Source organism: Thermaerobacter nagasakiensis, from assembly GCF_055396825.1.
The window spans coordinates 645,914-667,137 of the sequence record NZ_AP043740.1 but is presented as its reverse complement, the minus strand read 5'-3'; the positions used below and the strand labels follow the sequence as shown (position 1 = coordinate 667,137).

General features: G+C 73.8%; 16 protein-coding genes and 1 other RNA gene. 2 read left to right on the top strand and 15 right to left on the bottom strand.

Annotated elements, in window-relative coordinates:
• Window positions 1-14 precede the first annotated feature (14 nt).
• The 14 genes from ACZ5T9_RS02950 to hemL all read right to left on the bottom strand — a co-directional run bounded on the left by ACZ5T9_RS02950 (window position 15) and on the right by hemL (window position 17,246).
• Window positions 15-545, bottom strand: coding sequence for a DUF2179 domain-containing protein (locus ACZ5T9_RS02950; RefSeq protein ID WP_464833774.1), 531 nt, complete (start codon window positions 543-545; stop codon window positions 15-17).
• Window positions 542-1,840 (bottom strand): DNA polymerase IV, encoded by a 1,299-nt coding sequence (gene dinB / locus ACZ5T9_RS02945; protein WP_464833772.1) that lies wholly within the window; start codon window positions 1,838-1,840, stop codon window positions 542-544. Before dinB ends, ACZ5T9_RS02950 begins: the two co-directional genes overlap by 4 nt.
• A gap of 234 nt (window positions 1,841-2,074) precedes the next feature.
• Window positions 2,075-2,425, bottom strand: a transfer-messenger RNA (tmRNA) gene (gene ssrA / locus ACZ5T9_RS02940).
• Window positions 2,426-2,696: 271 nt separating this feature from the next.
• Window positions 2,697-3,164 (bottom strand): SsrA-binding protein SmpB, encoded by a 468-nt coding sequence (smpB, locus tag ACZ5T9_RS02935; protein ID WP_464833770.1) that lies wholly within the window; start codon window positions 3,162-3,164, stop codon window positions 2,697-2,699.
• Window positions 3,106-5,715: a ribonuclease R gene (gene rnr, locus ACZ5T9_RS02930; protein WP_464833769.1), complete on the bottom strand. Its 2,610-nt coding sequence runs from the start codon at window positions 5,713-5,715 to the stop codon at window positions 3,106-3,108. The genes smpB and rnr overlap by 59 nt, the downstream gene beginning before the upstream one ends.
• A gap of 172 nt (window positions 5,716-5,887) precedes the next feature.
• The gene (locus ACZ5T9_RS02925; RefSeq protein WP_464833768.1) at window positions 5,888-7,981 is read right to left on the bottom strand and encodes a sodium-translocating pyrophosphatase; all 2,094 of its coding nucleotides are present in this window, start codon (window positions 7,979-7,981) and stop codon (window positions 5,888-5,890) included.
• Window positions 7,982-8,225: 244 nt separating this feature from the next.
• Window positions 8,226-8,441 (bottom strand): preprotein translocase subunit SecG, encoded by a 216-nt coding sequence (gene secG / locus ACZ5T9_RS02920; RefSeq protein ID WP_006902896.1) that lies wholly within the window; start codon window positions 8,439-8,441, stop codon window positions 8,226-8,228.
• A 123-nt stretch (window positions 8,442-8,564) separates the two neighbouring features.
• Complete coding sequence (gene eno, locus ACZ5T9_RS02915) at window positions 8,565-9,851, bottom strand: phosphopyruvate hydratase (protein ID WP_464833767.1); 1,287 nt, start codon at window positions 9,849-9,851, stop codon at window positions 8,565-8,567.
• Window positions 9,852-10,041: 190 nt separating this feature from the next.
• Complete coding sequence (gpmI, locus tag ACZ5T9_RS02910; protein ID WP_464833766.1) at window positions 10,042-11,586, bottom strand: 2,3-bisphosphoglycerate-independent phosphoglycerate mutase; 1,545 nt, start codon at window positions 11,584-11,586, stop codon at window positions 10,042-10,044.
• Window positions 11,583-12,410, bottom strand: coding sequence for a triose-phosphate isomerase (gene tpiA / locus ACZ5T9_RS02905; protein WP_006902893.1), 828 nt, complete (start codon window positions 12,408-12,410; stop codon window positions 11,583-11,585). Before tpiA ends, gpmI begins: the two co-directional genes overlap by 4 nt.
• A complete protein-coding gene (locus ACZ5T9_RS02900) occupies window positions 12,407-13,681 on the bottom strand; it encodes a phosphoglycerate kinase (protein ID WP_464833765.1) in 1,275 nt (424 codons plus the stop codon). The genes tpiA and ACZ5T9_RS02900 overlap by 4 nt, the downstream gene beginning before the upstream one ends.
• An 87-nt stretch (window positions 13,682-13,768) precedes the next feature.
• A complete protein-coding gene (gene gap, locus ACZ5T9_RS02895) occupies window positions 13,769-14,779 on the bottom strand; it encodes a type I glyceraldehyde-3-phosphate dehydrogenase (RefSeq protein ID WP_116899726.1) in 1,011 nt (336 codons plus the stop codon).
• 27 nt (window positions 14,780-14,806) lie between these two features.
• Entirely contained in the window at window positions 14,807-15,880 is a 1,074-nt protein-coding gene (locus tag ACZ5T9_RS02890; protein WP_464833764.1) for an Asp23/Gls24 family envelope stress response protein, read from the bottom strand.
• Window positions 15,881-15,938: 58 nt separating this feature from the next.
• Window positions 15,939-17,246 carry a glutamate-1-semialdehyde 2,1-aminomutase gene (gene hemL / locus ACZ5T9_RS02885; RefSeq protein ID WP_464833763.1) on the bottom strand — a complete coding sequence of 436 codons (1,308 nt, stop codon included), beginning with the start codon at window positions 17,244-17,246 and terminating at the stop codon, window positions 15,939-15,941.
• A 265-nt stretch (window positions 17,247-17,511) separates the two neighbouring features.
• Between hemL and ACZ5T9_RS02880 the strand changes: the two genes are divergently transcribed.
• Window positions 17,512-18,360, top strand: coding sequence for a prolipoprotein diacylglyceryl transferase (locus ACZ5T9_RS02880; protein WP_464833762.1), 849 nt, complete (start codon window positions 17,512-17,514; stop codon window positions 18,358-18,360).
• 166 nt (window positions 18,361-18,526) lie between these two features.
• Here the strand turns inward: ACZ5T9_RS02880 and ACZ5T9_RS02875 are convergent, their stop codons facing one another.
• Window positions 18,527-19,228: a helix-turn-helix domain-containing protein gene (locus ACZ5T9_RS02875; RefSeq protein WP_464833760.1), complete on the bottom strand. Its 702-nt coding sequence runs from the start codon at window positions 19,226-19,228 to the stop codon at window positions 18,527-18,529.
• A 337-nt stretch (window positions 19,229-19,565) separates the two neighbouring features.
• Between ACZ5T9_RS02875 and pruA the strand changes: the two genes are divergently transcribed.
• Window positions 19,566-21,116: an L-glutamate gamma-semialdehyde dehydrogenase gene (pruA, locus tag ACZ5T9_RS02870; protein WP_464833759.1), complete on the top strand. Its 1,551-nt coding sequence runs from the start codon at window positions 19,566-19,568 to the stop codon at window positions 21,114-21,116.
• Window positions 21,117-21,224 lie beyond the last annotated feature (108 nt).

Here is a 21,224-nt window from a genome sequence, read left to right as displayed (position 1 = left end):
ACGGCGCACCCCGGCTACTTCCCCTTGCGCACGCCGGGGAAGACGCCGCCGATGGCGCGCCGCGTATCCAGCACGGTAACGAAGGCTTGGGGCTCGCGCTCCCGCAGGGTGGCCAGCAGCTGGGGCAGCCGCTTGCGTTCCACGGTGATCAGCAGGACGGTGCGGTGACCTTCCCGGCCCTGGCCCTCCAGCTCCGTCACGCCGTAGCCCTGTTGCCGCAGGTCACCGGCCAGGATCCGGCCCCCCGACCCGTGGGGGATCACCTGCACCATCTCGACGCCCAGGGCCAGCCGCTCCTCCAGCACGCCGCCCAGGTAGCTGCCGCTGGCGAAACCCAGGGCGTAGAACAGCAGGGTGATGGGATCCTCGTGCAGCCGTTCCACCACGAAGCCCAGGGCCACGATGTAGATGCTGACCTCGAACAGGCCGACCAGGGATCCCAGCAGCCGCTGGCCCCGGAAGACCAGCATCAGGCGCAGCGTGCTCAGGCTGACGTCCGCGACCCGGGCCAGGAAAACCAGGACGTAGCTGAGACCGTCGCTCACCGCTGGGCGCCTCCCCGCGGCCGGCGGCCGGGAGCCGGTTCCACCGGCGCGCCTTGCGCCCCTGGCGTAGGGCCGGCGGGCGAGACGGGCCGGCCCCCTCCGGGCGAACCGGCGGGGCCATGCTCCGACGGGACGCGGCGGCCTTGCGGCCGGCCCTGGTGCAACCAGCGGGCCGCCAGGCCGATGGCGCTGGGGCCGAAGCGCCCGCGCACCCGGTCGACGGCCTCCGCCAGCCTTTGGGCCCGCTGGTCGCCGGGCCAGAGCTGCAGCTGCTGAGGGTCCTGGCGGTGGACCAGGCCGCCGGCGGCCACCCCTACCAGCCGCACCCAGCGCCCGGCGGGCACATGCCGCTCCAGCAATTCCCGGGCCACGGCCAGCAGCTCCCCGTCCCCGCAGACGGGCTGCTCCAGGCTGCGGCTGCGGGTGATGGTGGTGAAGTCGGCGTAGCGCACCTTGAGGGTCACCTGGGTCGCCCGGTAGCCGCAGCGGCGCAGCCGGCTGCCCAGTTCCTCACAAAGTTCGGCCAGCACCGGCAGGACCTGCCCCGCCCGCCGGTCCCGGGCCAGGGTGCGCTCCTCGCTGAAGGACCGCACCGGCGCGCCGGCTCCCACCGGGCGCGGATCCCAGCCCCGCGCCCGCGCCTGCACTTCGGCCACTCGGCTCTTCAGGACGGGATGCAACCGGGCCGGATGGGCCGTGGCCAGCTGGCCCAGGGTCTCGATGCCCAGGCGGCGCAGGCGGGCGGCCGTCACCGGACCCAGGCCGGGCAGAGCATCCACCGGCTGGGGCGCCAGCCACCGCTCCACCGCGTCCGGCGGGACCACCAAAAGCCCGTCGGGCTTGGCCATCTGGCATGCCATCTTGGCCACCAGCCGGTTGGGCCCCACGCCCACGGTCATGGCCAGCCCCACCTCCCGCCGCACGGCTTCCCGCAGCCGGCGCGCGGTCGCCGGGCCGTCGCCCCGCACCTCCAGGTACGCCTCGTCGATGGACACCGGCTCCAGCACCGGGCTCTCCCGGGCCAGGATCGCCATGACCCGGCGGGACACTTCCTCATACCGTTCCCGGCGCACGGGGAGGAACACCGCCTGGGGGCACAGGCGGCGCGCCTGGGCCAGGGGCATGGCGGAGCGCACCCCGAAGGCCCGGGCTTCGTAAGAGCAGGTGGCCACCACGCCCCGGGACGCGGGATCGCCGCCCACGATCACCGGGCGGCCCGCCAGCTCGGGCCGGTCCAGCTGCTCCACGGCCGCAAAGAAGGCATCCAGATCGCAATGGAGGACCCAGCGGTCCATCAGGTTCCTCCTCGGACGAACCGGCCTGCGCCCGGCCGGCAGGGCGGGCGGCCACGCCACCGTGGCCGGCCCCAACCGGCCGCGTCACGCCACGGGGAACCGGCGGGCCGCAGCCGGCCGGCGCCGCCGCGGCGGAGCCGCCGGGCCGCAGCCAGCCGGCGCCGCGCGCCGGCTTCCGCCCACAAACACGCCGGCGCCCCGGGCGGCCGGGATCACCGGCCACCCGGGGCGCCCCGGTGGAGGTGCGGGGATTTGCACCCCGGTCCGCCGGCGGGCCAGCCGGAGCCTCTACGAGCGTAGCCCCTGGATGGGTCTCGCCCTCCCGTCCCCCAGGGGCAGGGTCCGGGACGGGCCAGCCCGCTTCGATCTCACCGCCCACCCCGCGGGCCGGGCAGGCGGCCAGCCTGCTGCATGGAACCGCGCCAGCCCCGCAGGCAGGGGCTCACGCGGCTTGGCCGCTAGCGATTAAGCAGCCAGAGCGAGCTCTTCGTTGGCACTTATTGGCCGTTCCGCTGTTTAACGAGGGGCGGAACCTCGGCTCGCTTCTCCAACCCACCCTACCGGCGTCGAATCTAAATCACCCCCGCAGGGATGCCGTCGCCCGCCACGCCGCGGCGGGCGACCCCGCCGCCGCGCCCGCCCTTCCCTGGGCCGGCTCGCCGGGCGGCGGGCACAGAAAGGCTGAGTACATTATAGCGCAATCGCGCCGCGGTGGGGGCGGGGGGGAGGCCGCGCCACCGCCGCGCAGCATGGTGGCGCAGCGGCCGTCCCCACGCAGCGATCGCGCCGGCCCGGCTCCCGGCCCGCACCACCGGCGGCAGTGCCACCGCCGGTCCGCCCCCGTCCCGGCCCCCGCTCACCGGCGAGCGCGCAGGGCCTGGGCGATGCGCCGCTGGGCTTCCCGCTGGGCAATGGTGGCCCGCTTGTCGTAGCTCTTCTTGCCCCGGGCCAGGGCCAGTTCGACCTTCGCCCAGCCGCCCTTGAGGTACAGCTTGAGCGGCACCAGAGTGTAGCCCCGCTCCCGCACCCGGCCCGCCAGGTAATGGATCTCCCGGCGGTGCAGCAGGAGCTTGCGCGGCCGGTCCGGCTCGTGGTTGAACCGGTTGCCGTGCTCGTAGGGCGCGATGTGGACGCCGTAAAGCCACACCTCGCCCCGTTCCACCCGGGCGTGGCTGTCCCGCAGGTTGACCCGGCCCGCGCGGATGGACTTGATCTCCGTACCGGTCAGCACCAGCCCCGCCTCGAAGGTCTCGTCGACAAAGTAGTCATGACGTGCCTTTCGATTTTCTGCCACCAGGCGCACTCCGTCGCCCCGTGCCGCCATGGGCTCTCCTCTCCCGGCCCTTGCCGCCGTTGCTCCGGGCGGCGGCCGGCGCCGCCGCCGCGGCGGTGCGGGCCGCCTTCTTCCCTCGCCCAGCCTGGGTGGTCACGGCGCCACCCCTGCGGCGCCCGCCGCGCCCCGTCCGGCCGGCATCGTCTTCCAGCTCGCCGGCCAGCTCCGCCAGCACCAGGTCGATGGTGCGGGTCTGGGGATGGACCGCGGCCACCACCACCTCCACCTCGTCGCCCAGGCGGAAGGTGCGGCGGGTCCGCTCGCCCACCAGGCTGTAGAGCTTCTCCTCGTAGTGATAATAGTCGTCGGTCAGCGTGCTGACATGGACGAGCCCTTCCACCAGGTTCGGCAGGGTGACGAACAGGCCGAAGGAGGTCACCCCCGAGATGATGCCCCGGTAGGTCTCGCCCACCTTGTCCGCCATGAACTGGACCTTCTTCAGGTCGACGCTCTCCCGCTCGGCCTCCTCGGCCACCCGCTCCTGCTGGGAGCAGTGGTCGGCGATCTCGGGCAGGAGGGCCTCCAGCTGGTCGACCCGGGCCGCCGGCAACGTGCCCCGAGCCACCAGCTCCTTCACGATGCGGTGCACCACCAGGTCGGGATAACGCCGGATGGGCGAGGTGAAATGGCAGTAGAACCGCGCCGCCAGCCCGAAGTGGCCCAGGGCCTCGGTGGCATAGCGCGCCCGCTTCATGGTGCGCAGCACCACGGCATTGACCAGGTACTCCTCGGGGCGGCCTTCCACCTGCTTGAGCACCTGCTGGAAGAGCCGCGGGTGCAGCTTGCGCCGGGGCGGCAGGTGATAGCCCAGGATGGTGAGGAAGGCCGCCAGTTCCTCCACCTCGTCGGGGTCGGGCTCCTCGTGGACCCGGTAGAGGAAGGGCGCCTGCCGCCAGTGGCAGTGCTCCGCCACCGTCTCGTTGGCGGCGATCATGAACTCCTCGATGATCCGGGTGGCCACGGTGCGCTCCCGGCGCAGGAGCTCCCGGGGCATGCCCTGCTCGTCCAGGACCACCTTGACCTCGGCGATGTCGAAGTCGATGCTGCCTCGCCGCTCCCGGCGCGCCGCCAGCCGGGCCGAGAGCCGCGCCATGTCTTCCAGCATGGGCAGCACGTCGGCGTGCTTTTCCCGCAGCGCCCGCACCTCGGGGTCGGCGGGGTCCCCCTCCAGCATCCGCTGCACGCCCTCGTAGGTCAGCCGGTGGCGGGTGCGGATGACGCTGGGGAAGATCTCGTAACCGACCCGCCGCCCCCGGGCGTCGAAATCCATCAGCACCGTGACGGTCAGCCGGTCGACCCGCGGGTTCAGGCTGCAGATGCCGTTGGATAGGCGGGGCGGCAGCATGGGCACCACCCGGTCCACCAGGTAGACGCTGGTGGCCCGGCGGCGCGCCTCGAGGTCGAGCGGGCTCCCCTCGGGGACGTAGTGGGACACGTCGGCGATGTGCACGCCCAGCCGCCAGGCCGCCTCGCCGCCCTCGGGCAGCCGCTCCAGAGAGACCGCGTCGTCCAGGTCCTTGGCGTCGGCGCCGTCGATGGTGACGATCAGCCAGTCGCGCAGGTCGCGCCGGCCCCGGCGGTCGCGGGCGGTGACCTTCTCGGGCACCTGCTCCGCCTGGGCCAGGGCCGCCGGCGGGAATTCCACCCGCAGGCCCGCCTTGGCGACGATGGCCGCCACGTCGACGCCCGGCGCATCGGCCGGGCCCAGCACCCGCACCACCCGGCCTTCGGGGCCGCGCCGCTTCTCCGGCCAGCGGGTGATCTCCACCACCACCATGTCGCCGGCCTGGGCGCCGCCCAGCCGGCCCTGGGGGATGAAGACGTCCCAGAACACCCGCTGGTCCACGGGGGTGACATAACCGTAGCCTGCCTCGCCCCCGTGCCACTCCAGGCGCCCCACCAGCTCGCGGTTGGCCCGCTCCAGGATGCGGATGACCTCGCCCTCGGCCTTCCGCCCGCCCCGGGCGCGGCCCACCAGCCGCACCACCACCCGGTCCCGGTGCATGGCCCCGTTGAGGTTCTCCGCCGGGATGAAGACGTCGTCCCCGTCGGGCTGGATGAGGAAGGCATAGCCTTTGGGGTGTCCCTGCAGCACGCCCACGGCCAGGTTCATCCGCTCGGGGACGCCGTAGCGGCGGGTGCGGGTGCGGACGACCCGGCCCTCGGCCTCCAGCCGCTCCAGGGCGGCGCGGAAGGCGGCATCCGCCGCGGCGTCTTCCACGCCCAGGGCCGCGGCCAGCTGGCTCGCCGTCAGGGGGCGGTAGGCCTTTTCCCGCATGAAGGCGACGATGCGCTCTTCCCAGCGGGCCACCGCCGCCGGGGCGGCCGCCGGGCCACCGGCGGCGGGGGTGGCCCCAGCGGCCGGGGTGGCACCGGTGGACGCTGCGCCCGCCGCCCCCGTCCCTTCCCCGGCGACAGCCCGCTCGGGCTGCTCCAGGCCGGCGCCGGCTGCCGGGCCGGCCGGGGCCTGTTCGTCCCGGCCGGCAGCCTGGGCCGCGAGGCCGGTGGTGGTCTCGCCCTGCTTCCTTCTCCGCCTTGCCAAATGAAGGTCCCTCCCGGGCCCGGGAACGGCCCGGGACCCGCAGTCCGGCAGGCGCCGGTCCCCGGGGGACCGGGCCGGGGCCGGCTCGCCCGACCCTGGCACGCCCTGCCTGTCCCCATGATACACGGCCGGCGGCCGCCGGCCTACGCCCGCCGCACCGCGGTCCCGGCGCCTAGCCGCCCAGCCGCAGGAAGAGGGGCGCGAAGACCAGGGCCACCACGGACATCAGCTTGATCAGGATGTTCAGGGACGGGCCCGCCGTGTCCTTGAAGGGGTCGCCCACGGTGTCGCCCACCACCGCCGCCCGGTGGGGGTCGGAGCCCTTGCCTCCCAGGGCGCCCCCCTCGATGAACTTCTTGGCGTTGTCCCAGGCGCCGCCCGCGTTGGCCATGAAGATGGCCACCAGCACGCCGGTCACCATGGCCCCCGCCAGCAGGCCGCCCACCGCCTCGGGCCCAAGGATCAGGCCCACGGCCAGGGGCGCGGCCACCGCCAGCAGGCCCGGCAGCACCATCTGGGCCAGGGCCGAACGGGTGCTGATGTCCACGCAGCGGGCATAATCGGGCCGCTCCTGCCCCGTTAGGATGCCCGGCCTCTGGCGGAACTGGCGCCGGACCTCCTCGATCATGGCAAAGGCGGCCCGGCCCACGGCCTCGACGGCCAGAGCGGAGAACAGCATGGGCAGCATGCCGCCCACCAGGGCGCCGGTGATCACCCGCGGGTCCAGCAGGTCGATGGCCCCCAGACCCGTGGTGGTGGCGTAAGCAGAGAAGAGCCCCAGGGCCGTCAGGGCGGCGGAACCGATGGCGAAGCCCTTCCCCATGGCGGCGGTGGTGTTGCCCACAGCGTCCAGCCGGTCGGTGACGGCCCGCACCTCCGCCGGCAGACCGGCCATCTCGGCGATGCCGCCGGCGTTGTCGGCGATGGGACCGTAGGCGTCAACGGCGACGGTGATGCCCGTGGTCGCCAGCATGCCCACGGCGGCCACGGCGATGCCGTACAGGCCGGCGTAGTGGTGGGCCACCAGGGTGGCCACGCCCACCACCAGGACGGGCAGGGCGGTGCTCTTCATGCCTACTGCTAGACCAGCCAGGATGTTGGTGGCGGTGCCGGTGGCGGAAGAACGGGCCACCTGCTGCACCGGCGGCCGGTCGCCGGAGGTGTAGTACTCCGTCATCAGGCCGATGAGGACGCCGGCCAGCAGGCCGGCCACCATGGCCGCCGCCGCCCGGGGCAGCCCGAGCCAGCCCGCCGCCAGCCCCCCGCCTGCCGCCAGCAAGAAGGCCGCGGCCAGGGTACCCCGGCGCAGGGCGGCGGCTGGATCGCCACCCGCCCCGGCCCGGGTGATGGCGATGCCCAGCAGGGAGGCCACCACGCCGACGGCGGCCAGCACCAGGGGAAAGAGCACCTGGGCCGGTCCGGCTGCCGCCGCGCCCGCCAGCGGCCCCGCGCCGCCGTTTCCCGCCAGCCCCCCGCCGACCCCGCCGGCTGCCGCCCCCCCGGCCGCCGCCACCACCACGGCCGCCACCACCGACCCCACGTAGGATTCGAAGAGGTCGGCCCCCATGCCGGCCACGTCGCCCACGTTGTCGCCCACGTTGTCGGCGATCACCGCGGGATTGCGCGGGTCGTCCTCCGGGATCCCGGCCTCCAGCTTGCCCACCAGGTCCGCGCCCATGTCGGCCGCCTTGGTGTAGATGCCCCCGCCGACCCGGGCGAAGAGGGCGACGGAACTGGCGCCCATGGCAAAGCCGTTGAGGACCGCCAGGGTCGCCGGCCGGGCCGGGTCGACCCACGCCAGGTACAGGACGCCCAGGCCCAGCAGGCCCAGGCCCACCACCGCCAGCCCCATCACCGCCCCGCCGCTGAAGGCCACGGCCAGAGCCGCCGGCAACCCGCCCTGCTGGGCCATCCGGGCGGTGCGCACGTTGGCGGTGGTAGCGACCCGCATGCCGCCGAAGCCGGCCGCCAGGGATGCCGTGGCCCCGATCAAGTAGGCAGCGGCCGCCGCCGGGCCGAAGCCGGCGCCGGGCGCCCAGCGACCGGCCACCGCCAGCACGCCCGCCATCACCAGCACGAAGGCCACCAGCGCCCGGTATTCCCGGGCCAGGAAGGCCATGGCCCCCTCCTGGATGGCCCGGGCCACCTCGACCATCTTGCCCTCGCCGGCGTCGACCCGCGCCACCGAGCGGGCCAGGGACACGGCCACCACGAGCGCCAAGAGGCCGGCGGCCGGGACCAGCAGGGCCAGTTCCCGCTCCACCACGGCATGACCCCTCCCTCGGTCGCCCGCGGTCCGGGGACCTGCCCCCGCGGGCTCCTGGGAAGTCCTATGCCGGTGGGCGGCTTGTCATCCCGGCCGCCAGGACCGGAAGAAAGGGGGAAAAACGCGGGGCCCGCATCCTCGCAGGATGCGGGCCCCGCGGCCGCGGCCCGGTACCGGCCCCCGCGGCCCTCCCGGCAGCACGGCGGCCTTCCCGCCAGCCGCCAGGCCGGGCGCCGGCTGCAGCTCACTTCATGAAATAGCCCAGCACGAAGGACGTGACGAAGAACACCACGGCCAGGATCACCGTCATGCGGCCGAGGAAATCGTCCAGCCCCCGCCGCTTGCCGAAGAAGGCCTCGGCCCCGCCGGCGATGGCCCCCGAGAGGCCGGCGCTGCGCCCCGACTGCAAGATGACCACGGCAATCAGGCCGATCACCGCCAGGATGTGCAGGATCAGCATCACCGTCTCCAAGGCATCCACCCCAATCCCGCCGCCGGCCGCTGCCGCCCTGCGGCCGGCGGTGGCTGTGCGGTGCCATGCTACCACAGCCGGCGGGGACCGGCAACGATGGCGGCCAGAGCCCTAGCGGCGGCCGAAGGCGGCCCAGCCGGCGTACTGGGCGCTCTCCCCCAGCTGCTCCTCGATGCGCAGCAGCTGGTTGTACTTGGCGACCCGCTCCGAGCGGGAGGGAGCGCCGGTCTTGATCTGGCCCGCCCGGGTGGCGACGGCCAGATCGGCAATGGTCACGTCCTCCGTCTCGCCCGACCGGTGGGAGATGATGTTGCGGTACCCTGCCCGAGCCGCCGTGTCCATGGTGAGCAGGGTCTCCGTCAGGGTGCCGATCTGGTTCACCTTGACCAGCACCGCATTGGCCGCCCCCGCCGCGATGCCCCGCTGGACCCGCTCCACGTTGGTGACGAACAGGTCGTCGCCCACCAGCTGCAGGCGGCCGCCCAGCTGGGCCGTGAGCCGGCGCCAGCCTTCCCAGTCTTCCTCGGCCAGGCCGTCCTCCAGGGAGACCAGGGGGTAGCGCTCCAGCCAGCGGGCGTACATGGCGATCAGCTCGTCGGCCTCCAGCCGCTGGCCCTGTCCCTCCAGCACGTAGACGCCTTCCTCCGGCCGGTACCACTCGCTGGCCGCAGCGTCGATGGCCAGGGCCACGTCCTCCCCGGGCCGGTAACCCGCCCGCTGGATCGCCTCCATGAGCACGTCCAGGGCCGCCTCGTTGGACTGAAGGTTGGGAGCGAAGCCGCCCTCGTCCCCCACGCCGGTGGACAGCCCCCGCTCGCCCAGCACCCGGCGCAGGGCGTGGAAGATCTCCGCGCCCATGCGCAGGGCGTCGGCGAAGGTGGGCGCGCCCGCCGGCACCACCATGAACTCCTGCACGTCCACGTTGTTGTCGGCGTGGCGCCCGCCGTTGAGGATGTTCATCAGAGGAACCGGCAGCAGCCGGGCGTTGACCCCGCCCAGGTACCGGTAAAGGGGCAGGCCCACGGAAGAGGCGGCGGCCCGGGCCACCGCCAGGGACACCCCCAGGATGGCGTTGGCGCCCAGCCGCCCCTTGTTGGGGGTGCCGTCCAGCTCGACCAGGGTGCGGTCGATGGCGGCCTGGTCCAGGGCGTCCATCCCCACTACCTCGGGGGCGATGACCTCCACCACGTTCTCCACCGCCTTGAGGACGCCCTTGCCCCCGTACGCCTCGCCGCCGTCCCGCAACTCCACCGCCTCGAAGGTACCCGTCGACGCCCCCGACGGCACGGCGGCCCGGCCGAAGGCGCCGTCTTCCAGCCAGACGTCCACCTCCACCGTGGGGTTGCCCCGGGAGTCCAGGATCTGGCGGGCTTCGACCCCCGCGATCAGCGTGCTCACCGGGCTCGGTTCCTCCCTTCCGAATCGCTCTGCCGCTTTCCTGGAGCCGGTTCTACCGCTTCCTGGCTGTGGAGGCGTCCCCGGGCGCCCGGGCCGCCGCCCGGGACCGGTGCCTGGCCCACCGCGCCGGGCCGGTCCATGGCCGTCCCGCCCCCGCCGGCACCGCCCACCTCCGGCCGGGGCGGAGCCGCTAGCTCCCCGCGATCAGGGACCGGCCCGTCATGGCCCCCGGCGGCTCCAGCCCCAGAAGTTCCAGCAGCGTCGGCGCGGCGTCGGCCAGGATCCCGTCCCGTAGCCGCACGTGGCGGCGCCGCCGGTCGACCAGCACGCAGGGCACGGGGCTGGTGGTGTGGGCGGTGTGCGGCTCGCCCGTGGCCGGGTCGACCATGATCTCGGCGTTGCCGTGGTCCGCCAGCACCAGGGCGGCCCCGTCCTGGCGGCGGATGGCCTCCAGGACCCGGCCGAGGCAGCGGTCCACGGTGGCACACGCCTGGATGGCCGCTTCCAGCACGCCCGTATGCCCCACCATGTCGGGATTGGCGAAGTTGAGGACCACGGCGTCGAAGCGGCCGCTGTCGACGGCGGCCACCACCCGCTCCGTCACCTCGGGGGCGCTCATCTCCGGCTTGAGGTCGTAGGTGGCCACCTTGGGGGAGGGGACCAGCACCCGCTCCTCCCCGGGGAACGGCGTCTCCTCGCGGCCGTTGAAGAAGTAGGTCACGTGGGCGTACTTCTCCGTCTCGGCGATGCGCAGCTGGGTCAGCCCGGCCCGGGAAACCACCTCGCCGAAGGTCTCCTTGAGGTACACCGGCGGGAAGGCGGTGGGCAGGGGGAACTCCTCGTCGTACTCGATCATCTGGGTCAGCGGCACGGGGCCCACCCCCTGGGGCCGGGCGAAGGCGTTGAAGGCCGGGTCGGCCAGGGCACGGGCCAGCTGCCGCGCCCGGTCGGCCCGGAAGTTGAAGAACACCGTCTCGTCCCGGGCGGTGATCCGGGGCAGGGGCTGGCCGTCGTCGCCGGTGATCACCACAGGCTCGATGAACTCGTCGGTCTGCCCGGCAGCGTAAGCCTGTTCCACCGCCGCCTGGGGCGAGGGGGCGCGGCGGCCCTCCCCCAGCACCAGCGCCCGGTAGGCGCGCTCGGTGCGGTCCCAGCGCTTGTCCCGGTCCATGGCGAAATAGCGGCCCACCACGGTGGCGATGCGGCCCCCGGCCGCCGCCACCCGCCGCAGGTACTCGGGCGCGCTGGTGGGCGGCGTGTCCCGGCCGTCGGTGAAGGCGTGGACCACCGTCTCGACCCCCTCCCGCCGGCCCAGTTCCAGCAGGGCCAGCAGGTGCTCCAGGTCGGAGTGGACCCCGCCGTCGGACACCAGCCCGATCAGGTGAAGCCGGCCACCCCGCTGCCGGGCCCGCCGCGCCGCGCCCACCAGGGCCTCGTTGGCGAAGAAGGACCCGTCGGCGATGGCGCGGCTGATGCGGACGATGTCCTGGTAGACGATGCGCCCGGCCCCCAGGTTGAGGTGGCCCACGTTGGAGTTGCCCATCAGGCCGCGGGGCAGGCCTACCGCCTCGCCGCTGGCCTCCAGCTGGCTGTGGGGCCAGTGGGCCCACAGCTCGTCCATCACCGGGGTCTCGGCCAGGGCGACGGCGTTGTTCTCCCGCTCGGCCCGCAGCCCCCAGCCGTCGAGGATGATCAGGGCCACGGGGCGGGGCCGGTGGATCCCGGCGATGGTCATGGCCGTCCTCCCTCCGGGACGCCGCCGGCCCGGGCCGCCGCGCCTTCCCGGACCAGCCGGGCGAAGGCCGCCCCGTCCAGGGAGGCCCCGCCTACCAGGGCGCCGTCCACATCGGGCTGCGCCATGAAGCCGGCGATGTTGTCGGGCTTGACGCTGCCGCCGTACAGCACCCGCACCGCAGCGGCCGCCGCGGGACCGTGCAGCCGCGCCACCAGTTGCCGGATGGCCGCCGCCACCGCCTGGGCGTCGCCGGGGGTGGCCGGGGTGCCGCTGCCGATGGCCCACACCGGCTCGTAGGCGATGACCACCTGGGCGGCCTGGCCGGGCTCGAGGCCCGCCAGCGCGAAGGCCACCTGCCCCAGCACCACCGCCGCCGTCCGGCCTTCCCGGCGCTGGGCGGCATCCTCGCCGACGCACAGGATGGGGGTGAGCCCGCCCGCCAGGGCCGCTTCCAGCTTGCGCTGGATCAGGGCGTCGGTCTCGCCCAGCAGCTGGCGCCGCTCCGAGTGGCCGACGATGACGTAGCGGCAGCCCAGCTCCCGCAGCATGGGGGCCGAGATGGCCCCGGTGAAGGCACCGAACTCCCCCCAGACCAGGTCCTGGGCCCCCAGGGCGATGGGACTGCCGGCCAGCGCCTGACCCGCCGCCGCCAGCGAGGTGAAGGGCGGGCAGAGCACCACCTCGGCGGACAGGGCTTGTCCTTCCAGGCCCTGGCGGACCGCCGCAGCCAGCTCCGCGGCCTCCCCAGGCAGGGTGTGCATCTTCCAGTTTCCGGCCAGAAGGGGCCTGCGCCCCGCCGGCCCGCCGGAGGCCGCCGGGTTCATCCCGCCATCCCCCCGCCCGGCCCGGCCGGGCCGCCGGGGTCGCTGACGCCACCGGCCCCACCCGCACCGCCCGGGCCGCTCCCGTTCCCGCGAGGCGTCGGCGCCTCGGGCAGGACCGCCACCCCGGGCAGCTCCTTGCCTTCCAGCAGTTCCAGCGACGCCCCGCCCCCGGTGGAAATGTGGTCGATCCGGCCGGCCACGCCGGTGCGCTGGACGGCCGCCACGCTGTCGCCGCCTCCCACCACCGTCACCGCCTCCAGCCCCGCCAGGAACTCCGCCAGGGCAAAGGTGCCGCGGTGGAAGGGTTCCACCTCGAACACCCCCAGGGGACCGTTCCAGAACACGGTGCCCGCCCCCCGCAGCCGCTCCTGCCAGGCCGCCAGGGTGGCCGGTCCCACGTCCACGGCCATGGCCCCGGCGGGGATCCGGTCCACGGGCACCACCCGGCTGGGCGCCCCCGGCTCGAGCTTCTCGGTCACCACCACGTCGGCGGGCAGCAGCAGGCGATCGCCGGCGGTCTCCAGCCACCGCCGGGCGGGTTCGACCTGCTCGGGTTCGTAGAGGGAGCGGCCCACGTCGAAGCCCCGGGCCGCGAGCAGCGTGTTGGCCATGGCGCCGCCGATGGCCAGGCCGTCGCACACCTCCAGGAGCCGCTGGATGACCCCGATCTTGTCCGACACCTTGGCGCCGCCCAGCACGGCCCAGAAGGGCCGCCGGGGGCGTTCCAGCAGATCGCCCAGCACCTCGAGCTCCCTCTCCAGGAGGAACCCGGCCGCCGCGGGCAGGCGCTCCGCCACGCCGACCACCGAGGCATGGGCCCGGTGGGCGGCGCCAAAGGCATCGTTCACATACACATGGGCCAGGCGGGCCAGGGCAGCGGCAAACTCCGGGTCGTTGGCCGTCTCCCCCGGATGGAAGCGCAGGTTCTCCAGCAAAACCACCTCACCGGGCTGGAGACCGGCCACTTCCCGCTCCACCTGGGGCCCCACCACCTCCGGCAGGGCCCGCACGGGCCGGCCCAAAAGCTCCTCCAGGCGCCGGGCCACGGGGGCCAGCCTGAGCTCCTCCACCACCTTGCCCTTGGGCCGGCCCAGGTGGGAGCAGAGGATGACCGCCGCGCCCTGCTCCAGCAGGTAGCGGATGGTGGGAAGGGCGGCGCGGATGCGGGTGTCGTCGGTGATGCGGCCGCCTTCCAGGGGAACGTTGAAGTCGGCGCGGACCAGCACCCGCCGGCCGCGCACGTCCAGATCGCGCACCGAGCGCTTGCGCAAGGCCGGGCCTCCTTTCCAGGCCCGGGGCGCCCGGCCGCTCCCGGCCGGGCGCCCCGGCTTCCTGCCAGCTACCCCATGCGCCGCTCTTCACAGGCCCTTCTCGCCGATGAAGGCCACCAGGTCGACCAGGCGGGCGGCATAGCCCCACTCGTTGTCGTACCAGGCCACCACCTTGACCATGTTGCCCTCCATCACCATGGTGGACAGGGCGTCGACCACCGACGAGTAGGTGGAGCCGCGGAAGTCGCTGGAGACCAGGGGCTCCTCGGTGTAACCCAGGATGCCCTTCAGCGGGCCGGCGGCCGCCTCGGCGAAGGCCTGGTTGACCTGTTCCACCGTCACCGGCTGCTTGAGCTCGGCCACCAGGTCGACGATGGACACCGTGGACACCGGCACCCGCAGGGCGAAGCCGTTGAGCCGGCCCTGCAGGTGGGGCAGCACCAGGCCCACGGCCTTGGCCGCGCCGGTGGTGGTGGGGATGATGTTCATCGCCCCGGCCCGCGCCCGCCGGAGGTCCTTGTGGGGCAGGTCCAGGATGCGCTGGTCGTTGGTGTAGGCGTGGACGGTGGTCATCAGCCCGCGGACGATGCCGAAGCGGTCGTCCAGGACCTTGGCCACGGGGGCCAGGCAGTTGGTGGTGCAGGAGGCGTTGGAGATCACCCGGTGCCGGGCGGGATCATACCGGTCGTGGTTGACGCCCAGGACGATGGTGATGTCCTCGTTCTTGGCCGGGGCGGAGATGATCACCTTCTTCGCCCCGCCGCCCTCGATGTGGGCCACCGCCTTGGTGGCGTCGGTGAACACGCCGGTGGACTCGATGACCACCTCGGCTCCTGCCTGGTCCCAGGCCAGCTGAGCCGGGTCCTTGATGGCGGTGAAGCGGATGCGCTTGCCGTCGACGATCAGGGCGTCGTCCTCTGCCCGGACGTCGGCGTCGAAGATGCCGTAGTTGGAGTCGTACTTGAGCAGGTGGGCGAAGGTGGCCGCCGGCGCCAGGTCGTTGACGGCCACGATCTCGATGTCGTCCCGGCGCCACGCTTGCCGGAAGAACCGGCGGCCGATGCTGCCGAACCCGTTGATGCCAACCCGAACGGCCATGACATCCCGCTCCTTTCCAGCCCGTGCCTACGGGTCCATCATAGCAGTTTCCCCTGATGATTCCTTGAGGGGCGCCGCCGTGGCCGGGGGAGGTGCCGCCGTCCCCGCACCCTGCTCTCCCACATCCTGCCCCTCCGCGCCTTGCCCGCCCGGGCCGGCTGGGCCGGCCGCCCCCACGCCCTCCGCCCCGGACGGGCCGCCCTCGCCGCAATCAACGCCCTGGACCGAACCACTCCGGGTCGAACCCGCCGCCGGGCCGCGGCCCGCCGGCTGGCCGGCGCCGCCCCCGGCCAGCCGGCGGGCCACCACGTCCAGGGTGACCACATTCAGGGCCGTCATGTGCTCCACCGCCTGCAGCGCCTGGCGCTGGGCCGAGGCCAGCACGGCCCGCAGGGGGCGCCCCGGTTCCACGGCCACCTCCAGGGTGATGGCCACCCCCTCCTCCCGGTCCGTGACGCCGGCCCGCAACACCTCGGCCACCCCCGTCACCCGGGCGGCCGCGTAGGCGGCGATGCTGCCCACCACCTGGCGGGTGATGAAGAAGCGGCCCAGGGAGCTGTAGGTGGGGCGCACCATGGTCTTCTCGATCACCTGGCCGGAGCCCGCCGGCCGGTTCTTCCCGCGGTAGAACAGGCGCAGCGGGTCCAGCAGGTAACCGGAGAAGCTGCGCTTCACCTCGAAGGTGGGCGCCGGGATCACGTGCCGGCCCTGGGTCCGGCGGATGAGCTGGGCCCGCCGGATCTCCGCCGGCGTGGCCACCTCTTCGATCCCGATGTAGCGCGCTGGAGCCGGCAGGCCCAGGGTGGCGGCGATCCGGTCCACCATGTCCCGGGAGGTGCCCAGGATCAGCACCCGGCGGGGCCGGAGGGCCTCCAGGGCCCGGCGGACCTCGTCCCGGTGGGCCGGGTCGACGAACAGGGCGCGGCGGATGGCGCCGATCTTGGTCGCCTCCCGCTTGGCCGACACGCCGGCCACGATGCGGCTCTCCCGGATGAGCAGCCCGTCGTCGATCAGGGCGTCGGCCTCCACCTCGCGCGCCACGGCAGCGGCGCGGTGGCTCTTGCCGGTTCCGCTCGGCCCCACCAGGGCGACGACTTCCATGACGGCCTCCCTCGCGCTCGCGGCCGGGACCGGCGTCCTCGCCGCCGGCCCGGGCCTGTCACTGCCGGGCGCGGCGCAGGGCACGGGCATGGGCCTCCACGGTGAACTCGATGTCCTGGTCCGTGTGGGCCAGGGAGACGAAGGCCGCCTCGAAGGCCGAAGGCGGCAGGTACACGCCCTCCCGCAGCATGCCGTGGAAGTAGCGGGCGTAGAAGGCCGTGTCGGAACGGCGCACCTCCTCCAGGTCCCGCAGCGGCCCCGGGTGGAAGAACCCGGTCCACATGGACCCCACCCGCTGCACGCAGTAGGGCACGTCCTGCGCCCGGGCCTCGGCCAGCAGGCCTTCCGCCAGCCGCGCCGCCTGGCGTTCCAGACGCTCGTAGGTGCCGGGCTGGCTCAGCACCTCCAGGGTGGCCAGCCCCGCCGCCATGGCCAGGGGGTTGCCCGACAGGGTCCCCGCCTGGTAGACGGGCCCCGCCGGGGCCACCCGCTCCATGATGTCGGCCCGGCCGCCGTAGGCGCCCACCGGCAGGCCGCCGCCGATGATCTTGCCCAGGCAAGTCAGGTCGGGGACGATGCCCAGCAGGCCCTGGGCGCCGCCCAGGCCCACCCGGAAGCCCGTGATCACCTCGTCGAAGATCAGCAGGGCCCCCGCCTCCCGGGTCAGGCGGCGCAGGGCCGGCACGAATCCCGGTTCGGGCGGCACCACCCCCATGTTGCCGGCGATGGGCTCGACGATCACTGCGGCGATCTGCTCGCCGTGCCGGGCGAACAGCTCCTCGACGGCTGCCACGTCGTTGTACGGCAGCACCCAGGTATCCCCGGCGGCTCCCGCGGTGACCCCCGGCGACCCCGGCAGGCCCAGGGTCAGCACGCCCGAACCCGCCTCCACCAGCAGGCTGTCGGCATGGCCGTGGTAGCATCCGGCGAACTTGACGATCTTGTCCCGCCCGGTGAAGGCCCGGGCCAGGCGCAGGGCGCTCATGGCCGCCTCGGTGCCCGAGTTGACGAACCGGACCCGTTCCATGGAGGGCATGGCGGCGGCGATGGCCTCGGCCAGGGCCAGTTCCACCTCGGTGGGGGCGCCGTAGGCGGTGCCTTGCTCCGCCTGGCGCTGGACGGCCTGGACCACGGCCGGGTGGGCATGGCCCAGGATCAGAGGCCCCCAGGCCATGACGTAGTCCACGTAGCGGATGCCGTCCACGTCGGTCACGTAGGGCCCCTTGGCCCGGTCGATGAAGCGCGGCGTGCCGCCGACGGCGGCAAAGGCCCGGACGGGGCTGCTCACCCCGCCCGGGAGCAGCTGTCGCGCCCGCTCCCAGAGCTCCCGGGAGCGGGCGGCGCGGCGCTCTTCCCCGCTGTCCATGGGCGTCCCCTTTCTGCTCCTGGGGCCTGGCCGGGCCGGCCAGCCAGGCCTCATGGGCGGCCTCGTTGCGCTGGGCCGCAGCCGGTCACCCGGCCGGCGGCCTAGCCGCGACCGGGGCTGCGGCGGCTGCCCGGGCCCGGAGTCGCCGGGCCGCCGCCAGCGGCATGGCGCCGGCGGTTGGCGGGCCGGCCCATGCGGCCGGACCTCGGGTGATTTCAGGTTGAATGGTACAATGAACCGGCAAGGAAGACGAGGAGGGCGCGCCGTGGAAGTCAACTGGGACCCCGTATTGATTCAGATCGGCCCCCTGGCCATCCGCTGGTACGGGTTCTTCATGGCGGTGTCCATGGCCGCGGGCCTGTACGTGTTGGTGCGGGACGGTATCCGGCGGGGCTACGACGAGGAGTTCCTCTACAACGCCAGCGCGCTGATCATCGTCGGCGGGATCGTGGGCGCCCGCCTGGTCTACGTGCTGACCAATCCGGGCGATTACTTCGCTCCCGGCCGTTACGGCGAGATCATCCGCGTCGACCACGGCGGGCTCTCCCTGCACGGCGCCCTGCTGGGCGGCGGCCTGGCCGGCTGGTGGTACATCCGCCGGCGGCTGCCGGGGCCGGCCTGGCCCCATTTCCAGCGCCTGCTGGACCTGGCGGTGCCGGGCGTGGCCATCGGCTACATGCTGGTACGCATCGGCAACCTGTTCAACGGCGAGGTGCTGGGCAACTTCACCACCGCCCTGCCCTTTCCCCGTCACCCCGTCCAGCTCTATGCCTCGGCGGCGGGGCTCGGGCTCCTGCTCCTGCATCAACGGCTGGCGCGCCGCCGGCCTCCCGCCGGTTATCTCTTCTGGAGCTTTCTCTACTATTACCAGTGGTGGCGGGTGGCGGTAGAAGAAACGGTGCGGGACGCCCCCATCGCCTGGCCCGTCTACGCCAACCCGGCCTACGGCATCGAGATCCTGACCGTCACCCAGGTAACCACCTGGCCGCTGCTGGTCCTGGCCTGGTGGCTGCGGAAGCGGTCCCTGGAACAGGACATTGATCCGGTCTGGGAGCCCGGGGACGGGGCGGGGCTGGATCGCGCCACGGAAGACGGCAGCGAAGGGGAGCAGTAGACCCCCGCAGCCTGGGACCACGCCCTCGGCGGACCCCCGGCACCGCGCTTGCCGGGCCTGCCCGGCCGAGGCCGGCTCCGGCGCGCCCCCGGTGCGGGGGCAACCGGACCGGAATCCCGGGGCTCCGCCCGCCCGCCGGCCCTGAAGGCCGCCGTCCCTCCCGGCTTCAGCCCGAGGGGCCGGGTTCTTCCCCCGGTGCCCCGTCCGGAGACGAGCCGCCCGGCATCCCGCCCGGTGCCGGGCCGCCCGGTGCCGGGGGTGGGGCCGCCGGTGATGAGGGCTTGCCCCTTCCCGGCGCAGCGTCCGCCGGGTCCGCTTCCGCCGCCGTGTCCGCCTCCGGGGCTGCATGGGCCTTTGGGTCTGACGGGGCGAGCGACCGGGAGTCGCCGCCCAGGCGGGTTCCGCCCCGCGGGCGCGGGTACACGGTGCCTCCCCGGCGGCGGCCGCCGGTGGTCCCGCGCCCCCGCCCGGTGAGTCCCACCCGGTCGAGAAACTCCGCCACTGCCTCCACCTGCTGGTCGTCCAGGGCGGCGAGCCGCTGGCATGCCTCGGCCAGGGCCGGCCGGTCCAGCAGCTGGAGCGCCAGTCCCGCCAGCGGCGGGGGCAGCAGCGCCTCCAGCGCCAGCCGGTCCGTCAGGAAAACCGAAACGGGCACTTCGTAGAGGGCCGCCAGCTCCCGCAGCACGTCCAGGCTGGGTTGCCGTTCGTTGCGCTCGTATTTGCTGATGGTCGAGAAGTGCATCCCCGTCCGCCGCTCCACCTCGTAGATGCTGAGGTTGCGGCTCTCGCGGATGCGGCGCAAGCGGCCTCCCAGGTCGTCCACGCTGGTCACTCCAGGCGGTGGTGAATGGTCCACCCCGCGGGCCATGCCCGGCACTCCCTGCCATGCATTCCGGCTGGGCGGGAGGCTTCCTATAGCCACAGCGGACATACACCGGCGTGATGTAGCCGCTGTGTCGACACCGGGTGCGGGAGGCCCCGGACGAACCGGCCGCCAGGCCGCCGGTTCGTCCGGCGGGTGGCACCCGGTTGGACCGGTCGCGCGGGCGGGGCAGGGGGAACGGCAGGGATGTGGGCGGCGGCTGTCTAAGGGTTGGCGCGGCCGGCACCGCACTGGTGAGGACTTCCATAGCCCTCGCCGTCCCCTGGGGTGTATCGCGTGGACGGCACCATTGGCAAGGTATCGGCGGAAGGAGGATGCGTAGATGCCCGTGCCGGAATTCCGCAACGAGCCGCTGACGGACTTCAGCCAGCCGGCCGCGCACCAGGCCATGACCGAGGCCCTGGCCCGGGTGCGGGCGGACTTCGGACGCCACTATCCCCTCTGGATCGGCGGCCGGGCGGTCGACACGCCGGAGCGCATCGTCTCGTACAATCCGGGCCGCAAGTCGGAAGTGGTGGGGACGGTGGCCCGGGCCGGCCGCGAGCATGCCGAGCAGGCCCTGGCCGCCGCCTGGGAAGCCTTCGGACCCTGGAGCCGCCTCTCGGCGGCCGCCCGGGCGGCCGTGCTGTTCCGGGCCGCCGCCATCATGCGCCGGCGCAAGCTCGAGCTGGCGGCGTGGGAGGTCTACGAGGCCGGCAAGACCTGGCCGGAGGCCGACGCCGACGTGGCCGAGGCCATCGACTTCCTCGAGTACTACGGGCGGCAGGCCTTGCGGCTGGAGGAACCGCAGCCCCTGACGCCCCTGGCCGGGGAGTTCAACGAGGCCTTCTACATCCCCCTGGGCGCCGGCCTGGTGGTGCCGCCGTGGAACTTCCCCCTGGCCATCCTGACCGGCACCACCGCGGGCCCGGTGGTGGCGGGCAACACGGTCGTCCTCAAGCCGGCCAGCAACACCCCCATCATCGCAGCCAAGTTCATGGAGATCATGATCGAGGCCGGCATCCCGGCCGGGGTGATCAACTTCCTGCCCGGCCCCGGCCCGGAGGTGGGCGACTACCTGGTGGCCCACCCGCGCACCCGGTTCATCAACTTCACGGGCTCCATGGAGGTCGGCCTGCGCATCTACGAGCAGGCGGCGCGCCGCCAGCCCGGCCAGATCTGGCTCAAGCGGGTGGTGGCGGAGATGGGCGGCAAGGACGCCATCATCGTGGACGAGAGCGCCGACCTGGAGGACGCCGCCAGCGGCATCGTCACGTCGGCCTTCGGCTTCCAGGGCCAGAAGTGCTCGGCCTGCTCGCGGGCCATCGTGGTCGACAGCGTCTACGATGAGGTCCTGCGCCGGGTGGTGGAGAAGACCCAGCAGCTGCGGGTCGGCCAGGCGGACGACCCGGCCACCCAGGTGGGTCCCGTCATCGACCAGGCGGCCTTCCAGAAGATCATGCGCTACATCGAGATCGGCCGCGGCGAGGGCCGGCTGGTGGCCGGCGGCCAGGGCGACGACCGGGAGGGCTACTTCATCCAGCCCACCGTCTTCGCCGACGTGGACGGCCGCGCCACCATCGCCCAGGAGGAGATCTTCGGGCCCGTGGTGGCCTTCATCCGCGCCCGCGACTTCGACCACGCCCTGGCCCTCGCCAACGACACCATGTACGGGCTGACGGGCTCCGTCTACGCCCGCGACCGGTACAAGCTGGAGCGCGCCAAGCGGGAGTTCCACGTGGGCAACCTGTACTTCAACCGCAAGTGCACCGGCGCCCTGGTGGGCGTGCACCCCTTCGGCGGCTGGAACATGTCCGGCACCGACGCCAAGGCCGGCGGGCCGGATTATCTGCTCTGGTTCATGCAGCCCAAGGCGGTCTCGGAAAGGCTGTAGGGCGCCGGCACCGGAACAGCGGGAAGGCCTGAAGCCCGGGGGGCGGGCACCCAGGGCAGGGATCAGGGGCGTGCCCGCCGGCCCCACCGGCTCCCCCTGGTCCTGCCC